General features: G+C 67.2%; 15 protein-coding genes. 6 read left to right on the top strand and 9 right to left on the bottom strand.

All coding sequences use genetic code 11. From position 1 onward, the window contains the following. Nucleotides 1-79 precede the first annotated feature (79 nt). Entirely contained in the window at nucleotides 80-1,741 is a 1,662-nt protein-coding gene (locus AB0876_RS12905; RefSeq protein ID WP_491838957.1) for a purine-cytosine permease family protein, read from the top strand. 72 nt (nucleotides 1,742-1,813) lie between these two features. On the opposite strand, the gene hisS is transcribed toward AB0876_RS12905, so the two are convergent. Both hisS and AB0876_RS12915 read right to left on the bottom strand, forming a co-directional pair. Further along, nucleotides 1,814-3,079 carry a histidine--tRNA ligase gene (hisS, locus tag AB0876_RS12910; RefSeq protein ID WP_491838956.1) on the bottom strand — a complete coding sequence of 422 codons (1,266 nt, stop codon included), beginning with the start codon at nucleotides 3,077-3,079 and terminating at the stop codon, nucleotides 1,814-1,816. Continuing rightward, on the bottom strand, nucleotides 3,076-3,741 hold the full coding sequence (locus AB0876_RS12915) for an MBL fold metallo-hydrolase (protein ID WP_491838955.1): 666 nt from the start codon (nucleotides 3,739-3,741) through the stop codon (nucleotides 3,076-3,078). The genes hisS and AB0876_RS12915 overlap by 4 nt, the downstream gene beginning before the upstream one ends. A gap of 133 nt (nucleotides 3,742-3,874) precedes the next feature. Between AB0876_RS12915 and AB0876_RS12920 the strand changes: the two genes are divergently transcribed. Together AB0876_RS12920 and AB0876_RS12925 are read left to right on the top strand one after the other, a co-directional pair. Beyond that, nucleotides 3,875-4,750, top strand: a complete 876-nt coding sequence (locus AB0876_RS12920) for a peptidylprolyl isomerase (protein ID WP_491838954.1) — start codon at nucleotides 3,875-3,877, stop codon at nucleotides 4,748-4,750. A 7-nt stretch (nucleotides 4,751-4,757) separates the two neighbouring features. Next, on the top strand, nucleotides 4,758-5,714 hold the full coding sequence (locus AB0876_RS12925) for a peptidylprolyl isomerase (protein WP_526042150.1): 957 nt from the start codon (nucleotides 4,758-4,760) through the stop codon (nucleotides 5,712-5,714). 10 nt (nucleotides 5,715-5,724) lie between these two features. Here the strand turns inward: AB0876_RS12925 and AB0876_RS12930 are convergent, their stop codons facing one another. The 6 genes from AB0876_RS12930 to yajC form a co-directional block, all read right to left on the bottom strand. Beyond that, the gene (locus tag AB0876_RS12930) at nucleotides 5,725-8,076 is read right to left on the bottom strand and encodes a RelA/SpoT family protein (protein ID WP_491838952.1); all 2,352 of its coding nucleotides are present in this window, start codon (nucleotides 8,074-8,076) and stop codon (nucleotides 5,725-5,727) included. Between the two features lie 40 nt (nucleotides 8,077-8,116). Further along, a complete protein-coding gene (locus AB0876_RS12935) occupies nucleotides 8,117-8,644 on the bottom strand; it encodes an adenine phosphoribosyltransferase (protein WP_491838951.1) in 528 nt (175 codons plus the stop codon). Continuing rightward, nucleotides 8,641-10,308 carry an ABC transporter substrate-binding protein gene (locus tag AB0876_RS12940; protein WP_491838950.1) on the bottom strand — a complete coding sequence of 556 codons (1,668 nt, stop codon included), beginning with the start codon at nucleotides 10,306-10,308 and terminating at the stop codon, nucleotides 8,641-8,643. Before AB0876_RS12940 ends, AB0876_RS12935 begins: the two co-directional genes overlap by 4 nt. Nucleotides 10,309-10,314: 6 nt before the next feature. Next, the gene (gene secF, locus AB0876_RS12945; protein ID WP_491838949.1) at nucleotides 10,315-11,592 is read right to left on the bottom strand and encodes a protein translocase subunit SecF; all 1,278 of its coding nucleotides are present in this window, start codon (nucleotides 11,590-11,592) and stop codon (nucleotides 10,315-10,317) included. Between the two features lie 4 nt (nucleotides 11,593-11,596). Beyond that, complete coding sequence (gene secD, locus AB0876_RS12950) at nucleotides 11,597-13,444, bottom strand: protein translocase subunit SecD (RefSeq protein ID WP_491838948.1); 1,848 nt, start codon at nucleotides 13,442-13,444, stop codon at nucleotides 11,597-11,599. 72 nt (nucleotides 13,445-13,516) lie between these two features. Next, nucleotides 13,517-13,870, bottom strand: a complete 354-nt coding sequence (gene yajC / locus AB0876_RS12955) for a preprotein translocase subunit YajC (protein WP_409552074.1) — start codon at nucleotides 13,868-13,870, stop codon at nucleotides 13,517-13,519. Between the two features lie 160 nt (nucleotides 13,871-14,030). On the opposite strand from yajC, the gene gabT reads away from it, so the two are divergent. Further along, nucleotides 14,031-15,371, top strand: coding sequence for a 4-aminobutyrate--2-oxoglutarate transaminase (gene gabT / locus AB0876_RS12960; protein WP_526042151.1), 1,341 nt, complete (start codon nucleotides 14,031-14,033; stop codon nucleotides 15,369-15,371). A 4-nt stretch (nucleotides 15,372-15,375) separates the two neighbouring features. Here gabT and AB0876_RS12965 read toward each other — a convergent pair whose 3' ends face one another. Then, the gene (locus tag AB0876_RS12965) at nucleotides 15,376-15,993 is read right to left on the bottom strand and encodes a hypothetical protein (protein ID WP_526042152.1); all 618 of its coding nucleotides are present in this window, start codon (nucleotides 15,991-15,993) and stop codon (nucleotides 15,376-15,378) included. 68 nt (nucleotides 15,994-16,061) lie between these two features. Between AB0876_RS12965 and AB0876_RS12970 the strand changes: the two genes are divergently transcribed. Further along, nucleotides 16,062-16,697 carry a maleylpyruvate isomerase N-terminal domain-containing protein gene (locus tag AB0876_RS12970; RefSeq protein WP_491838945.1) on the top strand — a complete coding sequence of 212 codons (636 nt, stop codon included), beginning with the start codon at nucleotides 16,062-16,064 and terminating at the stop codon, nucleotides 16,695-16,697. Nucleotides 16,698-16,867: 170 nt separating this feature from the next. Further along, nucleotides 16,868-20,353, top strand: a complete 3,486-nt coding sequence (gene car / locus AB0876_RS12975; RefSeq protein ID WP_491838944.1) for a carboxylic acid reductase — start codon at nucleotides 16,868-16,870, stop codon at nucleotides 20,351-20,353. The last annotated feature ends 50 nt before the right edge of the window (nucleotides 20,354-20,403 follow it).

Below are 20,403 nucleotides of genomic sequence, written 5' to 3' on the forward strand. Positions count from 1 at the left end.
CCGACAACGTCCGAAATCTGTTCACGCTGGGAACATGGCTGTCATCGGGAGGTAACAAGCCGCTCTTAATTTTTCCCGCATGACACAAGACCTCGGCAGTAAGCCGGCGGACGAAACTGTCGAGCCCGGCCTCGACACCATGAATGCCACCAGGGAAACCCTGGAGGACTACACGCTGCGGTTCGCGCCGCGCAGCTACCGGAAATGGTCGACGCGGGTGGTGGGGATCTCCGCACTCGGCGGCATCGCCTACCTGGCCGACTTCGCGATCGGCGCCAACATCGGCATCTCGTACGGCACCACCAACGCGCTGTGGGGCATCCTGATCTTCGCGGTCGTCGTCGTCCTCACCGGATTCCCGGTCGCCTACTATTCCGCGCGCTACAACATCGACCTCGACCTCGTCACGCGCGGTAGCGGATTCGGCTACTACGGCTCCGTCGTCACCAATGTCATCTTCGCGACGTTCACCTTCATCTTCTTCGCACTCGAAGGTTCGATCATGGCGCAGGGCCTCAAGCTGGGCCTTCACATCCCGCTGTCGCTGGGCTATGCGGTGTCCACACTGGTTATCTTCCCGCTGGTCATCTACGGCATGAAAGCGCTTTCCACACTCCAGGTCTGGACGACTCCGCTGTGGCTGGTCCTGATGGTGGCACCGTTCGTCTATCTCGTGGTGAGCCACCCGGAGTCGGTCGGTCAGTTCTTCGCCTATCAGGGCGAGAACGGCGTCAAGGGCTTCGATCTCGGCTCGACGCTGTTGGCCGCCGGCGTGTGCTTGTCACTCATCGCCCAGATCGCCGAACAGAACGACTATCTGCGGTTCATGCCGCCGCTGACTCCGGAGAACAAGCGCAGCTGGTGGACCTGGATGATCCTGGCCGGGCCGGGTTGGGTGTTCTTCGGCGCCGTCAAGCAGGTCGTCGGGCTCTTCCTCGCGGTCTATCTGATCGCCAACGTCGCCGACAGTGCCGGAATCGCCAACCAGCCAGTGCACCAGTTCCTGGAGATCTACGAGAACTTCCTGCCCGGTTGGCTTGCGATGACTCTGGCCGTGGTGCTCGTGGTGATCAGTCAGGTCAAGATCAACGTCACCAATGCGTACTCCGGTTCGCTGGCGTGGACGAACGCCTTCACCCGCGTCACCAAGCACTACCCTGGGCGGCTCGTGTTCCTCGGGCTGAACCTGTTGATCGCACTGATCCTGATGGAAGCCAACATGTTCGACTTCCTCAACACGATCCTGGGCTTCTATGCCAACTGCGGCATGGCGTGGGTGGTCGTGGTCGCCAGCGACATCGTGTTCAACAAGTACCTGCTCAAACTGTCCCCGAAAGAACCCGAGTTCCGGCGCGGGATGCTGTATGCGTTCAACCCCGTCGGTTTCGGCTCGATGCTGATCGCTGCCGGGCTGTCGGTGATCGCGTTCTTCGGCGGACTCGGCGAGGCCATCCGGCCCTACTCGCCATTGGTCGCCATCGGCCTCGCGCTGGTGCTGCCGCCGATCATCGCCGTCGCCACGAAGGGGAAGTACTACCTGCGCCGCACCGACGACGGCATCGACCTGCCGATGTTCGACGAGTTCGGCAACCCCTCCGGTGCGCACCTCAAATGCCATGTCTGCCATCACGATTACGAGCGTCCGGACATGCTCAAGTGTGAGACACACGATGCCTACGTGTGCTCGCTCTGCGTGAGCACCGACAAGGTCGCCGACCACGTGCTGCCGGCCGCACGGTAAGGCTCGACCCACGTACGTTCACGTCCCGGCGGCCCGCTATCGATCGGATAGCGGGCCGTCGGGCTCGCAAGACTAGCCGGCGAGGCGGGAAAGAACCTCGGCGACAACGGAATCGGCGGGTACATCGACCTGCTCGCCGGTCGAGAGGTCCTTGAGACCGACGGTGCCGGCCTCGATGTCGCGGTCGCCGGCCACCAACGCGTACTTCGCACCGGAGCGGTCGGCCGCCTTCATCGCGCCCTTGAGCCCGCGGTCTCCGTAAGCCAGGTCGACGCGCACCCCGTCGGCACGCAGCCGCGCGGCGAGCTTGGCCAGCTCGAGCTTGGCGGCATCGCCCAGCGGCACACCGAACACCTCGACGCCACCGACGCCGGCCACCGTCTTGCCCTCGGCCTGCAGGGCGAGCAGGGTGCGGTCGACGCCGAGGCCGAAGCCGATCCCCGAGACGTCCTGACCGCCGAGCTGACTCATCAGCCCGTCATAGCGGCCACCGCCACCGATGCCGGACTGTGCGCCGAGACCGTCGTGCACGAACTCGAAGGTGGTCTTGGTGTAGTAGTCCAGCCCGCGCACCATCCGCGGGTTGATCACGTACGGCACGCCGAGCGCGTCGAGGTGCGCCTGCACCACCTCGAAGTGGGCCTTGGCGCTGTCGGAGAGGTGGTCGAGCATCAGCGGCGCGTCCGCGGTCATCTCCCGCACCTGGGGCCGCTTGTCGTCGAGCACGCGCAGTGGGTTGATCTCCGCGCGCCGCCGGGTCTCCTCGTCGAGGTCGAGCTTGAACAGGAACTCCTGCAGCAGTTCCCGGTACGCGGGCCGGCAGGTGTCATCGCCCAGCGAGGTGAGCTCAAGACGGAAACCGTCCAGACCCAGCGACCGGAACCCGGCGTCGGCGATCGCGATCACCTCGGCGTCCAGTGCCGGGTCGTCCACCCCGATGGCCTCCACGCCGACCTGCTGCAGCTGCCGGTAGCGGCCGGCCTGCGGACGTTCGTAGCGGAAGAACGGACCCGCGTAGCAGAGCTTGACCGGCAGGGCGCCCCGGTCCAGGCGGTGCTGGATCACGGCGCGGATCACCCCGGCGGTGCCCTCGGGGCGCAGGGTCACCGAGCGGTCGCCGCGGTCGGCGAACGTGTACATCTCCTTGGACACCACATCGGTGGACTCACCGACCCCACGGGCGAACAGCGCGGTGTCCTCGAAGATCGGCAGCTCGATGTCGCCGTAGCCGGCCCGGCGTGCCGAAGCCAGCAGACCGTCCCGGACCGCCACGAACTGTGCCGACTCGGGCGGTAGGTAGTCGGGCACGCCCTTGGGCGCCTGGAATGCAGAAGTCACAGAGTCAAACCTTCGAGAAACGGGTTGGTACGGCGTTCATGCCCAATGGTTGTGCGCGGGCCGTGCCCTGGTAATACCACGGTGTCGTCGTCGAGTGCCAACAGCTTTGTCACGATCGAGTCGAGCAGGTCACGTCCGCTGCCGCCGGGCAGGTCGGTACGGCCCACCGAGGACCGGAACAGCGTATCCCCCGTGAAGACGGTTCCGTCCACCCGGAACGCCACCGATCCCCTGGTGTGGCCCGGGGTGTGATCCACCGTCACGGAGACACCGCCGAAATCGAGCGTCTCGCCGTCGCGGTCCAGCTCGACGAGCTGTTTGGGCTCGGACAACAGCACCCCGAACGCGAGCCGGGCCAGCCCTCCCAACATCGCCGGGCCGAAACCCTTGATCGGATCGGTCAGCATGAAGCGGTCTTCGGGGTGGATGTAGGCGGGACAGCCATAGGTATCGGCGACCTTCTGAGCCGACCAGATGTGATCGATGTGACCGTGGGTCAGCAGGACCGCCGCCGGAGTCAGGCGGTTGTCGTCGAGAATCCGGCGCAGCCGGTCCATCGCCCGCTGACCCGGGTCGACGACGATCGCGTCGGACCCTGGCCGCTCGGCCAGGACGTAGCAGTTGCATGCCAGCATCCCGGCCGGAAATCCGGTAATGAACACGGCCCCAGTTTCCCACGCGACCACTTGCCCGATGTGCCGCGACCTGCGGTCCCCGCGGGTCGCAGAACCGGTATGCAGGTTCGCCTGGCACACTCGGTGCCAACCTCAACCGCCTACAAGGAGGACTGCCGCGGTGCCGACCAACGAACAACGGCGTGCGACGGCCAAGCGCAAGCTGGAGCGCCAGCTGGAGCGTCGGGCCGCCCAGGAACGCAAACGACGCATCCTGGCCATCTCAGGAAGCGCGGTCGCGGCCCTCGTGATCATCGGCGCGGTCGTGGCCACCTTCGTCTTCACCAGCAAGGACTCGGGCAGTACCACCGCCTCGGCGGATACCACCACCGCGACGTCGGGCGCACCGGCCCAACCCGCCGCCAACGGCCAGCTACCTGCCTTCGCCGCCCCCGCCGACCTCGGCGCCAACTGCCAGTACCCGGCCGCAGCTGCGGCCAGCAAGCCGGCCACCCCGCCGCACACCGGCAAGGTTCCCACCGACCCGGCCACGGTCAGCGTCAGCATGGTCACCACCCAGGGCAACATCGGGCTGCAGCTCGACAACGGCAAGGCACCCTGCACGGTCAACAGCTTCGCGAGCCTGGCCGGGCAGAACTACTTCAACGACACCCCCTGCCACCGGCTGACCTCGGGCGGCCTTTCGGTGCTGCAGTGCGGTGATCCGACCGGCCAGGGCACCGGCGGCCCCGGCTACAAGTTCGCCGACGAGTACCCGACCAACCAGTACCAGCCGGACAACCCGGCGCTGCAGCAGCCGGTGGTGTACCCCCGCGGCACCTTGGCCATGGCCAACGCCGGTCCGAACACCAATGGCAGCCAGTTCTTCCTGGTCTACCAGGACTCGCAGCTGCCCCCGAACTACACGGTCTTCGGCAAGATCGATGACACCGGCCTGGCCACCCTCGACAAGATCGCCGCAGCCGGCGTCGCGGGGGGCGGACCGGACGGAAAGCCGGCACTCGATGTCCAGCTGAAGTCCGTGGCTCTGGACTAGGTACCCGTTGACCGCTCCGCCCCCTTACGGCGGTTACCAGCCCGGCTATCCCCCGCCTGCCCGCACCAACGGGATGGCGGTCGCCGCACTGGTGTCCTCGGTGCTCTTCGCACCGCTGGGCATCATCTTCGGGCACATCTCACTGTCGCAGCTCAAACGCAGCGGCGAGCACGGTCGCGGTATCGCGATCACCGGCCTGGTCATCGGGTACGTGATGACGGCGCTGGCCCTCGTGGCCGTGGTGTTGACGGTGGTGTTCGCCGTCATCGTCGTCAAGGCAGCAGAGAACATGCCACGCCAGGACCGCTACACGGCCTCCCCGGGTGCCGGCCAGGAGCTGCCTGCCTTCACGCCGTCGCAGAATCTCGGTGCCAACTGCCAGTACCCGGCCACCACCGAACCCGCCGCCAAGCGGGCCACTCCGCCACGCACCGGCGCTGTGCCGACCCAACCCGCCACGGTGCCCGCAGGCATCGTCACCGACCGCGGCAGCATCGGGCTCAAGCTGGCCAACGACCGGGCACCGTGCACGGTGAACAACTTCGCCAGCCTGGCCGGGCAGGGATTCTTCGACGGCACCCAGTGCCACCGGCTGACCACCGGCGACCTCGCGACACTGCAGTGCGGCGACCCGTCCGCCGCCGGCACCGGTGGGCCCGGGTACCGGTTCCCCAATGAGTACCCGACCAACCAGTACCGGCTCTCCGACCCTGCCGTGCAGCGACCCGTCGTCTACCCGCGCGGCACCGTCGCCATGGCCAACTCCGGACCCGGCACCAACGGCAGCCAGTTCTTCCTCGTCTACGAGGATTCTCTGCTGCCACCGACGTACACGGTGTTCGGCACCGTCGACAAGACCGGACTGGCCACGCTCGACGCGATCGCCGCGGACGGGGTTGCCGACGGCAGCCACGACGGCCGGCCCGCCACCCCGGTGACGATCAAATCGGCGAGTATGGACTGACCAGGCGGCGCTAGGCCGCACTGGTGACGCGGTAGACGTCGTACACGCCTTCCACGTTGCGCACCACGCTCAGCAGGTGGCCGAGGTGCTTGGGATCGCCCATCTCGAAGGTGAATCGGCTGATCGCCACCCGGTCGTTGGACGTGGTCACCGACGCCGAGAGGATGTTGACCTTCTCGTCGGCCAGCACCCGCGTCACGTCGGACAGCAGGCGGTGCCGGTCGAGCGCCTCGACCTGGATCGCCACCAGGAACACCGACGACGGGGACGGCGCCCAGTTCACCTCGATGATGCGTTCCGACTGTTGTTGCAGGGACGCCGCATTCGTGCAATCGGTGCGGTGCACGCTGACGCCGCCACCGCGGGTCACGAAGCCCATGATGGTGTCGCCGGGGACCGGGGTACAGCACTTGGCGAGCTTGGTCAGGGTTCCCGGCGCTCCCGGCACCGCGACACCGGTGTCGTCGGTGCTGCGCTGGCGCACCGGCATGGTCAACGGGGTGGACCGCTCGGCGAGTTCGTCCTCGGCCGCGTCGTCGCCGCCGAACTGGGCGAGCAGACGCTGCACGACGTGGCGCGCCGAGACGTGGCCCTCACCGACCGCGGTGTAGAGCGCGGACACGTCCGTGTACCGCAGCTCCCGGGCCAGTGCACCCATGGAGTCGGCATTGATCAAGCGCTGCAACGGAAGTCCGCCCCGGCGGACCTCCCGCGCGATGGCGTCCTTGCCGGACTCCAAGGCTTCTTCGCGGCGTTCCTTGGCGAACCACTGGCGGATCTTGGCCTTGGCCCGTGGCGACACCACGAAGGTCTGCCAGTCGCGTGACGGCCCGGCGTTGGGTGCCTTCGAGGTGAACACCTCGACGACCTCGCCGTTCTCCAGCTTGCGTTCCAGCGCGACCAGCCGGCCGTTGACCCGGGCCCCGATACAGCGGTGCCCCACCTCGGTGTGCACCGCGTAGGCGAAGTCGACCGGGGTCGATCCGGTGGGCAGGTTGATCACGTCACCCTTGGGGGTGAAGACGAAGATCTCTTTGACCGCAAGGTCGTAACGCAACGACTCGAGGAACTCGCCGGGATCGGCCGCCTCCCGCTGCCAGTCGAGCAGCTGGCGCATCCAGGCCATGTCGTCGATCTCGGTGGCTGCATGGCTGTGCGGAACACCGTTGCGGCCCTTGGCCTCTTTGTAGCGCCAGTGCGCCGCGATGCCGTACTCGGCGGTGCGGTGCATGTCACGGGTGCGGATCTGCACCTCCAGCGGCTTGCCCTCGGGCCCCACGACCGTGGTGTGCAGGGACTGGTAGACGCCGTAGCGAGGCTGGGCGATGTAGTCCTTGAACCGGCCCGCCATCGGCTGCCACAGCGAGTGCACGACGCCGACGGCCGCGTAGCAGTCCCGGATCTCGTCGCACAGGATCCGTACGCCGACCAGGTCGTGGATGTCGTCGAAGTCGCGGCCCTTGACGATCATCTTCTGGTAGATCGACCAGTAGTGCTTGGGCCTGCCCTCGACGACAGCGTTGATCTTCATCGCGCTCAGTGCCACGCCGATCTCGGCGCGCACCTTGGCCAGGTAGGTGTCGCGTGACGGCGCCCGATCGGCGACCAGCCGCACGATCTCCTCGTACTTCTTCGGGTGCAGGATGGCGAAGGACAGATCCTCAAGCTCCCACTTGACCGTCGCCATGCCGAGCCGATGTGCCAGCGGCGCAATCACTTCCAGCGTCTCGCGGGCCTTGCGGGCCTGCTTCTCCGGCGGCAGGAACCGCATGGTGCGCATGTTGTGCAGCCGGTCGGCCACCTTGATCACCAGCACCCGCGGATCGCGGGCCATCGCGATGATCATCTTGCGGATCGTCTCGCCCTCGGCGGCCGAGCCCAGCACCACCTTGTCCAGCTTGGTGACGCCGTCGACCAGGTGCCCCACCTCGGCCCCGAACTCGGCGGTCAGGGCCTCCAGGGTGTAGCCGGTGTCCTCCACCGTGTCGTGCAACAGGGCGGCCACCAGCGTGGTGGTGTCCATACCGAGCTCGGCCAGGATGTTGGCCACCGCCAGCGGATGGGTGATGTAGGGGTCACCCGACTTGCGCAGCTGGTCGGCGTGGCGCTGATCGGCCACGTCGTAGGCCCGCTGCAGCAACTGCAGATCGGCCTTGGGGTAGATCTCGCGGTGCACCGCGACGAGGGGCTCCAGAACCGGGTTGACCGCGCTGCGCTGCGCCGTCATCCGGCGGGCCAACCGCGCGCGCACCCGCCGTGAGGCGCTGGTCTTCGTGGCGTCGGGTCCCGTGGCGCCCGGCAACGCCGGGGGCGACTGCACCGCCTGGCCCACCGTCGCGTCCGTACCCGTATCGCCGGCCATCGTCACCTCCCGATCTTCGCCCAGAATCCGAGGATATCCCTCACACCGTGTGCAGGCTGGTGACCCGTAGCGGTGCCACCACGTCCCGGCCGCCCAGGGCCGCCAATTCCAGCACCACAGCGGCGCTCAGGACGTTCGCACCGCCGGCCTCGAGCAGTCGCATCGCCGCGGCCAGCGTCCCGCCGGTGGCCAGGACATCGTCGATGATCACAACGTTGCGCCCGGCGATATCAATCCCGTCGGCCGGGATCTCCAGCGTCGCACTGCCGTACTCCAGCTGATACGTCACGCTGTGCACCGGAGGCGGCAGTTTCCCGCCCTTGCGTACCGCCAGGACACCGGTACCGAGCCGGGTCGCCACCGCGGCGCCCAGCAGGAAACCGCGCGCGTCCAGGCCTGCGACCAGATCGGCGTCGGCCGCGGTGGCGGCCAGGGCGTCGGTCACCGCGCCAAGGCCCTCGGCGTCAGCCAGCAACGGGGTCAGGTCCTTGAACTGCACGCCGGGCTCGGGAAAGTCGGGAACCTCCCGGATCAGCTTCCTGACCAGCCCGGAAACATCCGTGCTCACGTGGACAACTTCCAGCGGTCCATGTTCCAACCCGCTCCCCACCGCGTCGGATTGCTGCTCACGGCATACATCTTGTTCGATGTCAGCACCGTGCGCTGCTGGCGGTACAGCGGCAGGGTCGGCATGTCGTTCCACAGGATCGGCGCGCCCTCCCCCGCCAGCCGGGCCAGTTCCTTCGGATCGCTCGTGACGGCCTGCGCATCGATGATGCCGTCGATCCGCTCGTTGAAATAGGCCGGCAGGTTGTTGCCGTTGCCGGAGTGGAATGCGTAGGCGTCGATCGCCGAAGAGCCCGAGGAACCGCTGCCCGCGGCACCGCCCGTGCTGGCCAGCAGACCGTCGATCTCGTTGTTGCGCAACGCCACCGGCCCCGCTGTCGCCGATCCGGCGTCCTGCACGGTGATGCCCGCCGCGGCGCACGATTTCGCGATCGCGCCGACGGTCGCGGCCAGTCTGGCGTTGGGCGTCTGATACCCGATGCGAATGGTCAGCGGCTTGTTGTTCAGTGCCGCGCGAGCCGCACCCGGGTTGGCTACGGCGAATTGCGCAGCCTCGCCGACATTCTCGGCCGCACTGAACGCATCGTCGCTGACCGGGCTGAGTCGCGAGTTGATGATCGGCGTCGCGGCGTTGCGGGCGATCACGTCACGCGGGGTGCACAGCGCGACGGCCCGGCGCGCCGGCGGGCCGGCCAGCGGACCACCCGGCGCGAAGATCAGCTGCTCGATACCGGCCGACGGGCTTTCGGTGCTGACGTAGTCGTCGGGAAGGTTGAGCAGGCCCGAGGATCCGGACTCGATGTCGACGACGTCGAAGGATCCCTGGTTGACCCGCTCCTGGATGTCGGCCCCGCGCGGCCATACCGCGATCCGGTTGGTGACGGGCGGAGTGCCCCACCACTTGTCGTTGGCGACCAGGACCACCACGCCGTCCTTGGACACCGAGTCGATCCGGTAGGGACCCGACGAGGGGAACCGTTTGAGGTCGAGATCCGGCTTGAGATCCCAGCTGGTGTTCCACGCCTTGGCGATCCGGTCGATGACCGGCTGGTCACCGTTCTGCAGCGCGGTGGCCACGCCGCCGTCGCCCAGGTCGAGTTCGTCGGCGAGGACGTGTGCGGGCATCAGCGAGGTGGCCGCAAACAGTTGGCCGTAGTCGAGGAATCCGCGGTCCTGGGCGAAGGACACCCGGGCCCGCTTCTGGCCGGGCGCGCAGTCCACCGAGGAGATGTCGCGGTAACCCGCCTGGCTGGCGGCGTCGAACACCGGGAACCGGCCGGACTGCGCACCCCAGGTCAACACCAGGTCGTCACAGGTGATCGGCTTGCCGTCGGAGTAGACCGCCTTGTCGCTGATCACGTAGTCGAGCACCAACGGGGCGCGACCCACCACCGACACCGAGCCGAAGTCGTTGTCGGCGACCACCTGTCCTTCCGGACCGTGATAGGCGAACCCGGTCAGTGCCCGGGCGAATGCCTGCGGTCCGGCGGACGCGGCACCGGCCACCGTGTTGGTGTTGTAGGTGGTCAGTGTTCCGTCGACGGCGTAGTCGATCTCGTCGGCCGAACTGCCCGAACATGCCGCCAGGCCCATCCCGGCGACCACGGACAGCGTGGCCACTGTCGCTACTGTCCGTGTTCGGGCCACGGCCCGCCACTGAACCATCTGGCGTTACCGCCGGGTGTTCCGCTTGCCCGACGGACGTCCGGTCCGGGTGCCCGGACGCGCGCCCGGCGCCGGCTTGGCCGGTGCGGGCTCGCTGACGATCGACGCCGACACCGTCCCAGCACCGGTGTCGTCGGCCTCGGTGGCGTCGGAGGCCGCGGCGGTGTCATTGGTAGCCGTCGCCGCCTTGTTGCCCTTCTCCCGGCGGTTGAGCACCCGCTTGGTGTGCTTACGCACCAGTTCGGTGCGTTCGCGCAACGACACCAGCAGCGGCGTGGCGAAGTAGATCGACGAGTAGGTACCGACGATGACACCGACCAGCTGGACCAGTGCCAGGTCCATCAGGGTTCCGACGCCCAGGAGCCACACCGCGACCACCATCAGCGCCACGATCGGCAACACCGAGATCAAGCTGGTGTTGATCGAACGCATGAAGGTCTGGTTGACCGCCAGGTTGGCCTGCTCGGCGAAGGTCCGGCGAGTGGTGTGTTCGAAGCCGTGGGTGTTCTCCTCCACCTTGTCGAACACGATCACCGTGTCGTACAGCGAGAAGCCCAGAATCGTGAGCAGACCGATCACCGTGGCCGGGGTGACCTCGAAGCCGACCAGCGAATAGACGCCGGCCGTCACGACCAGGTCGAACACCAGGGTGGCCATCGCGGCCATCGCCATATAGCGCTCATAGCGCCAGGCGATGTAGATCGAGGCCAGCACGATGAACACCACGAGCGCGATCAGTGCCTTCTGGGTGATCTGGCCGCCCCAGGTCTCGGACACCGCCGAGTCGCTGATCACCTGCTTGCTGGGCTGGCCGTCGGTGCCCTTCGGGTGGAACGCGTCGAACAGCGCGTTGCGCAGCTTTTCGGTCTCGTCGTTGGACAGGGTCTCCGAACGGATCTGGACCGTCGCCGAAGCTCCGCTACCGACCAGCACGACCGACTCCGGAGTCCGGTTCAGGGTCTTGTTGAAGACATCCTCGACCTGTTGCACCGTCACGATGCCTTCGGAACCGGCCGAGGGCATCGACACCTTGGTGCCGCCCTCGAAGTCGATGCCGAACGTGAACCCACGCAGCACCATGCTGGCGATACAGATCGCGACGATGACGCCGGAAACCGCGTACCAGAGCCTGCGGCGGCCGATGACCTCGAAGGCACCGGTGCCGGTGTAGAGCCGGACGAAAAAGCTGTGCTTGGGCAGGGCCGCAGACGTGGCCTCGATGCTCGGCGTCTCCACCGAGGTGTCCTTCACGTCCTCAGCGGTGGTGTCGTTCTTTGCTGCCATGTGCCTATCCCCGTCCCGCGGTCGCATGCGAAGCCTCCCGGCGTTCCCGCGCGATCTGCTGCACCGCGCCGAGACCGTTGAGGGCAGGTTTTGCCATCGTCGGGGACTTGGACGCCAGGTACACCAGCGGCCAGGTCACCAGGAACACCACCACGATGTCCAGGATCGTGGTCAATCCCAGTGTGAATGCGAAGCCCTTGACCTGTCCGATCGCCAGGAAGTACAGCACCGCGGCGGCCAGGAAGGTCACGGCGTTGCCGGACACGATCGTCTTGCGGGCACGCGCCCAGCCTCGGGGCACCGCCGACCGGAACGACCGGCCCTCGCGGATCTCGTCCTTTATTCGTTCGAAGAACACCACGAAGGAGTCCGCGGTGGTGCCTATACCGATGATCAGACCGGCGATACCGGCCAGGTCGAGCGTGTAACCGATGTATCTGCCGAGCAGCACGAGGATGGCGAAAACCATTGCGCCGGCAGCGACCAGCGACAGAGCCACCAACAGGCCGAGCACCCGGTAGTACAGCAGCGAGTACAGCAGCACCGCCGCCAGACCGACCGCGCCCGCGATCAGACCGGCCCGCATCGAGGACAGGCCCAAGGTTGCCGAAACGGTCTCCGCTTCCGACGACTCGAACGACAGCGGCAGCGACCCGTACTTCAGCACGTTGGCGAGTTCCTTCGCCGTGTCCGCGTTGAACTGACCGGTGATCTGCGTGTTGCCGCCGGGGATGGCTTCCCGGATCTCGGGTGCGCTGACCACCTGCGAGTCGAGGGTGAACGCCGTCTGCGTACCCACGTTCGCCGCGGTGAAGTCGGCCCAGGTCTTGGCTCCGCCGCTCTTGAAGGTCACGTCGACGACGTACTGGGCCTGCTGCTGGTTCAGACCTGAGGTGGCGTCCGCGATCTCTTCACCACTCATGATCGAGGGACTCAGCAGGTAGACGGTCTGGCCGTCGGTGGAGCACGTCACGAGCGGCAACTTGGGATCGTCGTTGCCGGCCAGAATGTCGTCCTTGTCGCAGTTCTGGGCGCGTTCCATGATCGCCTGGATCTGCATCATCGGGTTGGTGCTCTGACGGATCGTCTTCGCAAGCGTGATCAACGCGGCCCGAGTCTGTGCCTCGTCGGCTTTCGCCGGAGCGCCTGGCGGCGCGGGTTGCGGCGCCGGCGGCACCGGCGGCACTCCGGGAGCCGGAGCCGGGGCGGGTTCCGGAGCCGGTGCCGGAGTGGGCTCCGGCGCCGGGTCCAACGGGTACGGGCGCGGTTGCGGGGCCGGCTCGGGCTCACTCACGGGCGGCGCCGCGGGCTGCTCGGCCGGTGCCCCCGGGATCTGCCCGGGGATCGCACCAGGAAGGCCGGGCACGGCACCCGGGGCAGCGGGAGCACCCGGAGCCGCGGGAGCGCCCGGCGCTGCGGGGGCACCCGGAGCACCCGGTGCCCCACCCTGCGCGAGTTGCTTGATCTGCTGCACCGGTATGGCGCGAGCGACGGGCCGGATGTACAGCCGGGCGGTCTGACCCAGGTTGCGGGCCTCGGTGCCGTCGTTGCCGGGAACGGTGATCACCAGGTTGTCGCCGTCGATGACGACCTCTGAGCCCGAGACGCCGAGACCGTCGACGCGGGCACTGATGATTTGTTGGGCCTGGTTGAGTGCCTCTCTGGTCGGCGTCGAGCCGTCCGGGGTGCGCGCTGTCAGCGTCACCCGGGTACCGCCCTGCAGGTCAATGCCGAGTTTCGGCTTGGCCTGCTTGTCGCCGGTGAGGAACACCAGCAGATATACGCCGATCAGAAGGACCAGGAAAAGTGTCAGGTAGCGCGCAGGATGCACCGGCGCCGAAGACGATGCCACGTTTCTAGGGTCTCCTCGAGATCAGTTCGTCAGCACCGCAAAGGGTACGTGCTTGTCCTGGGTGCTCTGCGGTCAGTCTTTCTTGAGGCCGTCGGTGTCGGTGACACCGGTGCTCTCGGTCAGTTCGGTCGCCGCCGCCGGGACGTCGGTGCCGGCCTCGTCGTCGGTGTCCTCCTCGATGCGGTCGCGCACGGCGAGCTTCATCCAGGTGGTGACGACGCCGGGGGCGATCTCCAGGTCGACATTGTCATCGGTGATGCCGGTGATCGTGGCCTGCAGGCCCGAGGTGGTGTGCACGCGATCGCCGATCTGCAGCGAGTTGTGCAGGTCGATGGTCGCCTGCATGGCCTTGCGCTGACGACGCGACGCGAAGAACATAAACGCGCCCATGACGATCAGCAGGGGCAGGAAAATGACGAGATCCATGTCAACTATGTCTTTCGTGTCGGGTCAGATGTCAGGGCGACCGAGGCCACGATACCGCCGCCGACCCGGGCCACCCCATTCGCCGCCGACTGACGGCCCAGACGACTAGGCTCGATACGCGTTCTTTCCTTCGCCGCCGTTCCGTTTTCAGGAGGCAGTGTTGAGTCATCCCGAGCAGAGTCGCCATCTGGCCACCACCATTCCCGGACCCAAATCTGAGGCGTTGATCGGCCGAAAAACGGCGGCGGTGGCGCGCGGCGTGGGCAACACCATGCCCGTCTATGCGGCCCGAGCCGGGGGCGGCATCGTCGAGGACGTCGACGGCAACCGGCTCATCGATCTGGGCTCGGGCATTGCTGTCACCACCATCGGCAACTCGTCGCCGCGCGTGGTCGAGGCGGTGGCCGCACAGGCCGCCGAGTTCACCCACACGTGCTTCATGGTGACGCCGTATGAGCAATACGTCGCGGTCTGCGAGCACCTCAACCGGCTGGCGCCGGTCCGCGGCGAGAAGCGTTCGGCCTTGTTCAACTCGGGTTCGGAGGCCGTGGAGAACGCGGTCAAGATCGCCCGGTCCTACACCCACAAGTCTGCCGTCGTCGCGTTCGATCACGCCTATCACGGGCGCACCAACCTCACGATGGCGCTGACCGCCAAGTCCATGCCCTACAAGCACGGCTTCGGCCCGTTCGCCCCCGAGATCTACCGGGCTCCGTTGTCCTACCCGTACCGCGACGCCGAGTTCGGCAAGGAGCTGGCCACCGACGGCGCACTCGCGGCGAAGCGGGCCATCGACGTGATGGAGAAGCAGATCGGGGCGGACAACCTGGCCGCGGTCATCATCGAACCCATCCAGGGCGAGGGCGGGTTCATCGTCCCGGCCGACGGGTTCCTCCCAGCGCTGCTGGGGTGGTGCCGCGACAACAACGTGGTGTTCATCGCCGACGAGGTGCAGACCGGGTTCGCCCGGACCGGCGCGATGTTCGCGTGCGAGCACGAGGGCATCGATCCCGATCTCATCTGCACCGCCAAGGGCATCGCCGACGGTCTGCCCCTTTCCGGAGTGACCGGCCGCGCCGAGATCATGGACGCGCCGCACGTGTCCGGACTGGGTGGCACCTACGGCGGTAATCCGATCGCGTGTGCGGCGGCGCTGGCCACCATCGAGACCATCGAGGCCGACGGTCTGGTGGCCCGCGCCCAGCACATCGAACTGCTGATGAAGAACCGGCTGGGCCGGTTGCAGGCCGAGGACGACCGGATCGGCGACGTGCGCGGCCGTGGCGCGATGATCGCCGTCGAACTGGTCAAGGCAGGCACGACCACACCCGACCCGGATCTCACCAAGGCGCTGTGCGCCGGTGCCCATGCGGCCGGGGTGATCGTGCTGTCCTGCGGTACCTACGGCAACGTGTTGCGCTTCCTGCCGCCGCTGACGATCAGCGACGAACTGCTCGTCGAGGGACTCGACGTGCTCGAGCTGATCCTGCGGGACCTCTGACGCACTAGTGCGCGTGGGTGTGACGTCCACCGAAGAATCCACCCCAGGTCCGATGTCTGGGCGCGGGGGCTTCGGTCGGCGACGCGTCTGCGACTGCGACGGGTTCGGCCGACGCCGCCGTGGCGACAGGGCGTTGGGCATATTCGACATCGCGCACGCTGCGGACCGACAATCGGCCGACCGCCATGGCCCCCAGCAACACGATCAGTGCGCCCAGCCCGGAGAAGTAGGCCAACTCCAGCGACACCCGCTTGGCGTCGGTCACCGCAATCGGCATCCCGGCGTCGCCGATACCCAGCGGCCCGGCGAGCGCCCGGCCGATCACGAACCACGCTCCACTTAGTACGGCCAGCCATCCGCCGAAATGAGCCGTGGCCCGGTTACCCGAAACCAGAAGGAGCAGACCGCCCAGCGCTGTGACAGCACCCGGAAGCACCTCCAACCAGCCGCGCGCCGACGTCCACACCCAGGCTTGATCCGGGGTGTAGGCAAAGTCGAAGTACGGTCCGACGAACGGGATCAGAGCACCCCAGATTCCCAGTAGAACCAGCAGAAGTCCGCTGGCGGCACCGCGGCTGCGCCGCATGCGTAGCCGACCACCGCGGGTATCGAATTCGGTCATGATGCCTCCTTTGACACCCGGGTGGGTACCCCGAACTCAAGCGGGAATAACGCTCCTAGGGTGAAGGCATGCGTCTCGTCGGAAGGTTATTGCGCGACACGTTGGCCGACGCCTGGGAACGTTGGGGCCAGCGGTGTGCCGAGCTCACCGCGACACAGTGGCGAACCACCACCCGGTGTGAGGCCTGGGATGTGCAGTCGCTGGTTGCCCATGTCTGCCCGGAGGCATCGACGTTCAGCGCACTCGCCGGGGCGCGGGCGGACGGCCCGCCCGCAGTGACCGACGCTGCCGAGTTGCTGCGCATCTTCAACCAGCCCGACGGCGTCGCCAACACCACGGCCGACCGCATCGCCGCACAGGCCGTGCATGAGGCCTCGACAGTGCGTCCTGCGGCAGCATCGGCACGATTCCTCGACGCCGCGGACCGGCTGCGCCGGATGCCCGAAATGACCCGGGCAGGCGAGACGGTGATCCGCTATCCGGTTGTCGGCAGCACCACACTCGGGGTGGTTGCCGAGGTCGCACTGTTGGAAGCCACCGTGCATCTACTCGACCTGGCCGACGCTGTCGGCGGAGTGGCGCCATCGGCGGCGGCCCTGGCTGCGACCCGCGACCTGCTGATCGCGGTCCCGGATCCCGCAACGGCGGTGGAGGCGCTCGCCGGCCGGACGCCTCCCCAGACCGCGGTTCCGGTAATCCGCTGATTCGGTTAGCAGCCCGCCCCCGGGATATTCGCAGGAACGACCAGACTCACAGCACATTGACAGCTGAGAAGCTGGTTTTCCGGAAATAAGTTTAGCTTCACTAACGTAGTAGTCGGGTGGTGCAACGTCGCGCCGGTGACTATTTCCGCTATCTGTAAAGAGGGTTTTTGATGTCGTTTGATACTCGCGAGGAGCAACTGGCGATCCGCATCGCCGATCTGACCGCTACCGATCCACAGTTCGCCGCCGCGATACCGAGCGACACCGTCACCGCCGCCGTAGACGTCCCCGGCCTCCTTCTGCCCGAGATCGTCCAGACCCTCCTGCAGGGTTACGCCGATCGGCCCGCGCTCGGGGAACGCGCGCAGGAATTCGTCGCCGACCCGGCCACCGGTCGGACCACCGCCCGCCTGCTCCCCCGGTTCGACACCATCACCTACGGACAACTGTGGGACCGGGTGCGCGCCTTCGGTGCGGCCTTGCACGATTCCGGCGTCAAGGCGGGCGACCGGGTCGCCGTCCTGGGTTTCACCAGCGCTGACTACACCGTGATCGACACGGCTCTCGGCCAGATCGGCGCGGTGTCGGTGCCCCTGCAGACCAGCTCCTCACCCGAGTCGCTGGCGCCCATCGTGACCGAGACCGAACCGACTGTGATCGCCGCGAGTGTCGACCACGTCGCCGATGCCGTCGAACTGGCGCTCACCGCCCACGCTCCGGCTCGGGTGGTCGTCTTCGACCACCACGCCGAGATCGACGACCACCGCGACGCCGTGACATCGGCCGCCGAGCGGCTGGCCGGCGCCGGCGTCGCCGTCGAGACCCTGGCCGACCTGCTGGCCCGCGGCGCCGACCTTCCCTCTCCCGAGACGCCCAAGGCTGACGGCACCGACCCGCTCGCGCTGCTGATCTACACCTCGGGCAGCACCGGCGCCCCCAAGGGCGCGATGTACCTGCAGAGCTCGGTCGGCAAATTCTGGCGGCGCAACAGCAAGGCGTGGCTCGGACCGGTCAGCTCGGCGATCAACCTCAGCTTCATGCCGATGAGCCATGTGATGGGCCGCGGCATCCTGTACGCCTCGCTCGCCGCCGGCGGCACCTGCTACTTCGCGGCCCGCAGCGACCTGTCGACGCTTCTGGAGGACCTCGCCCTGGTGCGGCCCACCGAACTGAATTTCGTTCCGCGCGTGTGGGAGATGATCCACAGCGAGTTCCAGAGTCGGGTGGACCACCGTCTGGCCGAGGGTGGCGCGGACCGTGAGGCCGTCGAGGCCGAGGTGCTGGCCGAGGTGCGGGACAACGTCCTCGGCGGACGCTTCGTCGCCGCCATGACCGGCTCGGCACCCATCTCCGCCGAGCTCAAGACCTGGACCGAGGACATGCTCGGCATCCACCTGCTCGAGGGTTACGGCTCGACCGAGGCCGGCATGGCGCTGTTCGACGGGGTCGCCCAGCGCCCGCCGGTGATCGACTACAAGCTCGTCGACGTCCCCGATCTGGGCTACTTCGGCACCGATCAGCCGTACCCCCGCGGCGAGTTGCTGCTCAAGACCGAGAACCTGTTCCCCGGCTACTACAAGCGCCCCGAGGTCACCGCGTCCGTGTTCGACGAGGACGGTTTCTACCGGACCGGCGACGTGGTCGCCGAGATCGGTCCGGACCAGCTGCGCTACGTCGACCGCCGCAATAACGTGCTCAAGCTCGCCCAGGGTGAGTTCGTCACACTCGCCAAGCTGGAGGCGGTGTTCGGCAACAGCCCACTGGTGCAACAGATCTACGTCTACGGCAACAGCGCGCAGCCCTACCTGCTGGCCGTGGTGGTGCCCACCGACGCAAGCGTGTCCAAGGAAGCAATCAGCGAATCCCTGCAAGAGGTTGCCCGCGAAGCCGATCTGCAGAGTTACGAGGTTCCGCGCGACTTCATCCTCGAGACAACGCCTTTCAGCCTGGAGAACGGTCTGCTGACCGGCATCCGCAAGCTGGCCTGGCCGAAGTTGAAGGCACACTACGGCGAGCGCCTCGAGCAGCTCTACACCGAACTTGCCGAGACGCAGGCCGGTGAACTTCGGGCACTGCGCTCCTTGAGTGCCGACGCCCCCGTGCTGGAGACCGTGAGCCGGGCCGCAGGCGCCCTGCTCGGCGCTTCGGCGTCAGACCTGGCGCCGGACGCCCACTTCACCGATCTGGGCGGAGACTCGTTGTCCGCGTTGACCTTCGGCAATCTGCTGCGGGAGATCTTCGATGTGGACGTGCCGGTCGGCGTGATCGTCAGCCCGGCCACCGATCTGACCGGGATCGCCGCCTACATCGAAACGCAGCGCAACGGGTCCCAGCGCCCGACCTATGCGTCGGTGCACGGCAGGCACGCCGCCGAAGTGAGTGCCTCCGATCTCACGCTGGACAAGTTCCTCGACGCCGCAACCCTGGCCGCCGCCCCGGGTCTGCCCAAGGCTCCGGCCGAGGTCCGCACCGTGCTGCTGACCGGCGCCACCGGCTTCCTCGGGCGCTACCTGGCCCTGGAGTGGCTGGAGCGCATGGACCTGGTCGACGGCAAGGTCATCGCGCTGGTGCGAGCCAAGTCCGACGAGGAGGCCTGGGCCCGGCTCGACGCCACCTTCGATAGCGGCGACGCGAAACTCCTTGCGCACTACCAGGAATTGGCCGCCGACCACCTCGAGGTGATCGCCGGTGACAAGGGCGAGGAGAACCTCGGCCTTGACCAGCAGACCTGGCAGCGACTCGCCGACGACGTCGACCTGATCGTCGATCCAGCTGCACTGGTCAACCACGTGCTGCCCTACAGCGAGCTGTTCGGACCCAATGCGCTGGGGACTGCCGAGCTGATCAAGATCGCGCTCACCACGAAGATCAAGCCGTACACGTACGTGTCGACCATCGGCGTGGGCGATCAGATCGAGCCCGGGAAGTTCGTCGAGAACGTCGATGTCCGCCAGATGAGCGCGGTCCGCGCGATCAACGACGGCTACGCCAACGGGTACGGCAACAGCAAGTGGGCCGGCGAGGTCCTGTTGCGCGAGGCCAACGATCTCTGCGGGCTGCCGGTGGCGGTGTTCCGTTGCGACATGATCCTGGCCGATACGACGTACTCGGGTCAGCTGAACCTGCCGGACATGTTCACCCGGATGATGTTCAGCCTCGTCGCCAGCGGTATCGCACCGAAGTCTTTTTACGAACTGGACACCGACGGCAACCGCCAGCGCTCGCACTACGACGGTCTGCCGGTGGAGTTCATCGCCGAGTCGATCTCAACCCTGGGCGGGCAGTCCGTGGAGAGCTTCGAGACCTACCACGTGATGAACCCCTACGACGACGGCCTCGGCATGGACGAGTTCACCGACTGGCTGATCGAGGCGGGCTACGCGATCGAGCGGATCGCTGACTACGGGCAGTGGATCCAGCGCTTCGAGAGCACCCTGCGCGCCCTGCCGGACAAGCAGCGTCAGGCCTCCCTGCTGCCGCTGCTACACAACTACCAGAAGCCCGAGCGGCCGATGTTGGGCGCCCTGGCCCCGACGGACCACTTCCGGGCCGCCGTGCAGGACGCCAAGATCGGGCCGGACAAGGACATCCCTCACGTCAGCCCGGCGGTGATCGTCAAGTACATCACCAACCTGCAGCAGCTCGGCCTGCTCTAGTCCCCCGTGCGCCCGTCCCACATCGCGGTGGGGCGGGCGCACGTCGGCGT

It is taken from the genome of Mycobacterium sp. NPDC049093 (assembly GCF_040704635.1).
Classification (GTDB): Bacteria; Actinomycetota; Actinomycetes; order Mycobacteriales; family Mycobacteriaceae; genus Mycobacterium.

What these genes read in the sequence shown, in the direction of transcription:
- AB0876_RS12905 (WP_491838957.1), top strand. Translation starts at nt 80, where the DNA reads ATGACACAAGACCTCGGCAGTAAGCCGGCGGACGAAACTGTCGAGCCC.
- AB0876_RS12930 (WP_491838952.1), bottom strand. Translation starts at nt 8,076, where the DNA reads ATGGCCGGCGATACGGGTACGGACGCGACGGTGGGCCAGGCGGTGCAG.
- AB0876_RS12940 (WP_491838950.1), bottom strand. Translation starts at nt 10,308, where the DNA reads ATGGTTCAGTGGCGGGCCGTGGCCCGAACACGGACAGTAGCGACAGTG.
- secF (WP_491838949.1), bottom strand. Translation starts at nt 11,592, where the DNA reads ATGGCAGCAAAGAACGACACCACCGCTGAGGACGTGAAGGACACCTCG.
- yajC (WP_409552074.1), bottom strand. Translation starts at nt 13,870, where the DNA reads ATGGATCTCGTCATTTTCCTGCCCCTGCTGATCGTCATGGGCGCGTTT.
- AB0876_RS12965 (WP_526042152.1), bottom strand. Translation starts at nt 15,993, where the DNA reads ATGACCGAATTCGATACCCGCGGTGGTCGGCTACGCATGCGGCGCAGC.
- AB0876_RS12970 (WP_491838945.1), top strand. Translation starts at nt 16,062, where the DNA reads ATGCGTCTCGTCGGAAGGTTATTGCGCGACACGTTGGCCGACGCCTGG.
- car (WP_491838944.1), top strand. Translation starts at nt 16,868, where the DNA reads ATGTCGTTTGATACTCGCGAGGAGCAACTGGCGATCCGCATCGCCGAT.